This window comes from Streptomyces sp. NPDC044063, assembly GCF_056434285.1.
Genome location: NZ_JBWKFM010000066.1, coordinates 1 through 3,983 on the forward strand (window position 1 = coordinate 1; position 3,983 = coordinate 3,983).

At 68.7% G+C, this 3,983-nt stretch carries 4 protein-coding genes; all 4 read right to left on the reverse strand.

Annotation, left to right across the window (positions count from 1 at the left end):
* Window positions 1-148 precede the first annotated feature (148 nt).
* Window positions 149-1,522 (reverse strand): carotenoid oxygenase family protein, encoded by a 1,374-nt coding sequence (locus AC07BS_RS35115; RefSeq protein ID WP_478935586.1) that lies wholly within the window; start codon window positions 1,520-1,522, stop codon window positions 149-151.
* Window position 1,523: 1 nt separating this feature from the next.
* Window positions 1,524-2,153, reverse strand: a complete 630-nt coding sequence (locus AC07BS_RS35120) for a TetR/AcrR family transcriptional regulator (RefSeq protein WP_478650905.1) — start codon at window positions 2,151-2,153, stop codon at window positions 1,524-1,526.
* Window positions 2,154-2,890: 737 nt separating this feature from the next.
* Window positions 2,891-3,184: a hypothetical protein gene (locus tag AC07BS_RS35125; RefSeq protein WP_478935587.1), complete on the reverse strand. Its 294-nt coding sequence runs from the start codon at window positions 3,182-3,184 to the stop codon at window positions 2,891-2,893.
* 85 nt (window positions 3,185-3,269) lie between these two features.
* A complete protein-coding gene (locus AC07BS_RS35130) occupies window positions 3,270-3,887 on the reverse strand; it encodes an RNA polymerase sigma factor (protein WP_478935588.1) in 618 nt (205 codons plus the stop codon).
* Between the last annotated feature and the right edge of the window lie 96 nt (window positions 3,888-3,983).

Below are 3,983 nucleotides of genomic sequence, written 5' to 3' on the forward strand. Positions count from 1 at the left end.
CCCCCCCCCCCCCCCCCCCCCCCCCCCCCCCCCCCCCCCCCCCCCCCCCCCCCCCCCCCCCCCCCCCCCCCCCCCCCCCCCCCCCCCCCCCCGGCAGGGGACACGTCTTGCCGAAGCGTCAGCCCACGGCCGCCCAGGGGGCACTGCGCTACGGACGCGGCCCCCAAGGGTCGCCAGGGACCCAGTTGCCGTGCAGCCCGAGCGGTACCCGAACGGGCAGGTGGATGCGGGCGACCGGCTCGCCCGTGAAGTCCTGGGCGGACAGGATCACCAGGTCCGCCGCGCCGCGTTCGGGGTCGTGCACGTACGCCATCACGTACCCGTCGTCTTCGGCGACGGGTGACTCCGCGGGGACGAAGACACCCTCACCGACGGCTCCGAACCGGCCGAACTCGTGCGCCTCGGTCGTGCCGCGTACCACGTCGTGCTTGAGCAGGGCGTTAGTGAACCCGGGGCCCGGCCGCGGGTCCGTGGGGCCGGTGGGCGGGGCGTAGAGCTCGACGGCGGCCGAGTACCCGTAGCGGTAAGGGCGTGCGACGCGGTGGGAGTTGACGCGGGGGAACTCCTGGGTGCGGTCGTCGAGCCGGTCCTCGCGTACCTTTCCGGCGGTGAGGTCGATCCGCCAGCGGTCCAGGGTGGGGCGGCTGTTGCCGAAGTCTCTGATGTTGAAGCCCTCGGGGTGCCGGACGATGTCGACGACGATGTTCGTGCCGTCCTCGTAGGCATTGAGGGTGTGGCCCACCAGGCTCGGCGCGACCTCGAACCAACGCACCTCGCCTCCCGTGCGGGGCATGACACCCACGCGCGCCTGGTGCGAGTCGTCCCAGACGAAGGGGACCCCGGTCGGGAGGTGTGCGGCGCTGAACAGCACAGGGGCGTCGAAGAGGATCACATGGTGCTCGGTCAGCGCGAAGTCGTGCATGTAGGGGTTGCCGGGCGTGTGGATCAGTGTGGTCCGCACCACCGCGCCGGTCTCGTCCATGACGATGTGCTGGACGTGCTCCGAGCCGTAGAGGAAGGCGAGCGAGTGCAGTTCGCGGGTGTGCGGGTCGAAGATGGAGTGGGCGTTGGCGCTGTAGCCCTCGGGAGTCACGCCGAGCTCGCAAGGACCCACCGTGTCGAGGTCGTAGGTGAGCTCGTAGGGGCGTATCCCGCCTTCTATGAGGGCGAAGGTGCGGCCCGCGAGCCCGGCGACCTGGACGTTCGGTGCCATGTCCATGCGCTCGTCGAAGGGGATCCCGCGTCGTGGTTCCCCGAGCCGGTCGGCGACCGGGCCGGAGCGCACCCAGCGGTTGCGATACCACTCGGCACGGCCGTCGCGGATGCGGACCCCGTGCACCATGCCGGCGCCGAGCGTCCAGATGTGGGCGGCGGGGTCCTCGATGCCGAGCGGGTTGGGGCCGGTGCGCAGGTAGCGGCCGTTGAGGTGGGCCGGGATCCGGCCGGTGAAGGGCAGATCTAACGCGGTGACCTCTTCGGTGACCGGTGCGAAGCTCCCCGACAGATAGCGGTTGATCGTCATGTCAGTCCTTGTCCCTGCTTTGTCCCTGCTCGGCGAGGAACGACTGTCCCAGCGCCGTCATCAACGTGTCGTAGCGGTGTGCCGCGGTCTCCGGCGGGAAATGGCCGGCGATCTCCAGGCTCACCGCCCCGTGTGCGGCCGCCCAGAAGAGTTTGGAGATCTCGTATGCGTCTCCGGGCCGGAACACCCCGGAGCCGATGCACGCCTGGACGGCGGCCACGGAGGTTTCGAAGGCGGTCTCGGCCGCGTTCAGGGCATCGGTGCTCGGCCGGTAGCCGGGTATGGCCTGCTCGAACATCACTCGGTAGTAGGCCGGTTCGGCCAGGGCGTGCGCGCGGTAGGCGGCAGCGAGGTCGTTGAGGTGGGCCAACGGGTCGTCGGAACCTCGTACATGCCGCTGCGCGCGCCGCAGCCGGGCGAACCCCTCTCGGTAGAGGGCGTCAGCCAGACCTTCCTTGCCGCCGAACATGGTGTACAGGACCTTGGTCGAGGCGCCGATCCGGGTGGCGATCCGACGCATCGTCAGAGCAGCTGGTCCCTCCGTAACCAGGAGGTCTATGGCGTGGTCGAGGATCGTGGTGCGCACGGCGGCTTGGCCGACGCACTGGGCGTCCTGGTAGGGCGTGTTCACGGCAACACCGTATCTGATGGGTAACGCTGTTACCAGCCCCGCCGGTTCGGTTTCGCGCTGCGCGCGGCGGCACCCCACATGGCCGATGGCAGGTACCTCGGCCGCGGCGACAAGAAAGTCACGCTCCTCGACGCCGGCGTTGGTGCGCCTTCACGAGCGACGGCGCTCGGCCGACCAGAACGCCTTGGAGCTGCTGCAGCACCAGATGGACCGCGATCCGCTCGCCGAGGGACCGGGAGCAGGCTGGGATGGACAGGCTGGGATGGATCGGCTGGGGTCTGGCGGCACTGCGAGGCCCGTCCAGAGCATCAGGCCCGGGGCCCTCACTCCGTCTGGTCAGCGGGTGCACGCACGGCCGGGCTCGCCCTACCGGAAGCGGAGGTACTTGTAGTGGATCCAGCCCCAGCCGGTGGAGAACCACTTGCTGCCGTGGCGGTTGTAGTACACGCAGTTCGGGGTGACCCACCCGGTTTTGGTCATGCTGCTTGGGCACTTGCCGTACGGGCCGTCGTGGGGAACGGCGCCCGAAACTTTGGCCCCAGGGTTGCCCTGGTTCCACTCCCGCGGGACCCAGCCGCACCCATCAGCAAGGGCCAAGGACTGTCCGGGACTGTCCCGGACAAGGTCCGGGGTTCTTCACAGGGCTGACTCGCTCGGCTCATCCTGCCGATCCCAGGCTGTCTCACGGGGATTTCCTGATTCCTGGACGAGTTATTCCGAATGATCAGTGGTAGTGGTCACCGGGAAGCGGCCGGGACGTTGATATGGACTGTCGGTTGGTTCGTGGCCTTCGCCGCCGGGTGTGCCTTGATGAGGGTGCAGACGCCGTCCACACACTGGCGTTCCAGGCGGCTGAGGGAGATGGTCTGCGCCAGGCCGGCCATCCAGCAGGTAGGGCAGCCGCGGAAGGCGATCAGGGCCAACGGGGCCGCCAGCAGGGTGGCCGGGCCGGCGACGGGCACCAGGGCGATCGAGCCGATGATCAGACCGAAGTCGAAGGCGCCGCGCGCCAGATGGCGCGGGACGGACATGCTGGCGAAGCTCATCTCGGGCGCGGCGGTCTGTGCGGCGGCCTGGGCCTTCGCGCCCTGTGCGGGGTCACTGTGTTCGCGACGTTCACGGTCGTGAGACTCCTCCGGCTGGTTGGTCGATGGCTTGATCGCGCTCCTGATCGGCGCCTTGACTGAGTGGTTGGTCTATCACTGCTAGAGATTGACGCAGTGCTGCGCGTGCTCTGTGCAGCCGCGACTTCATCGCGGCGCTGCTCAGGCCGAGCGAATCGGCGACGGTCTTGCCGGGCAGGCCCTGTACGTCCCGCATGATCAAGACCTGCCGCTGGTCACGGGGGAGGGCGCTGACCGCAGCCGCTATGCGCTCCGCCTCCAGCCTGTGCAGCACCGCGTCCTTGGCGGATGGTTCCGCAGTCGCCTCCGGTTCGGCTGTCGCCTCGTGCGAGACGAGCAGCCGTAGCTGCCGGAGGCATTCGTTGCGCACGATCCGGAACATCCGTGAGGCAAGCGCGTCAGTGGCCCGCAAAGTGCCGATCTTCCGATAGAGGATGATCAGTGCCTCCTGCGCCGCGTCCTCCGCGTCCTGCGGTGAGGAACACAGCGATATGGCGAACCTGCGCACATGAGGCTGCGATTCCATGACAACGGTGGTGAGCGAAGTGACGTCGCCGTCCTGAGCGGCCTTGATCAGCCGCTCGTCCGGCCAAGTGAAGCGTTGGTTCATCTAAGACAGTGTCCTACATGGTCAGTTTGAGGAGGCGTTTGTAGCAGCAGAGTGCGGCTGCGAGGCCGAGGAGGGCCAGGTAGTTACGGGGGTGGC